Below are 237 nucleotides of genomic sequence, written 5' to 3'. Positions count from 1 at the left end.
GCCAACGCAAGATAGGCAGCTGCCCAAGCACGCAAGCATACAGGTCCGGGTTCAAAAGCGAACAATAAAAAACAATGACGGTCAAACAAACTATGGACCATTTCAAATAAGCTCGGATTATCCTGACTGATTTCCTCTACGGTCAGTCCGGTTACCTTCTTATATAAGTCCGTCTCCTTCAAACTTTTAAATCCCCTTGGTATGACCGACTACGATTGATTGAATTTCCTCAACGTA

The 237-nt window shown here is 43.5% G+C and carries 1 pseudogene; it reads right to left on the bottom strand.

Annotated features, from left to right (window positions below):
* Window positions 1-182: pseudogene (locus ACYP5M_RS26740) on the bottom strand (tetratricopeptide repeat protein); the annotation flags it as partial.
* Window positions 183-237 lie beyond the last annotated feature (55 nt).

Source organism: Peribacillus sp. N1, from assembly GCF_054600815.1.
Note: the sequence above shows the minus strand (reverse complement) of the source record. Positions and strands in the feature narration are given on the sequence as shown.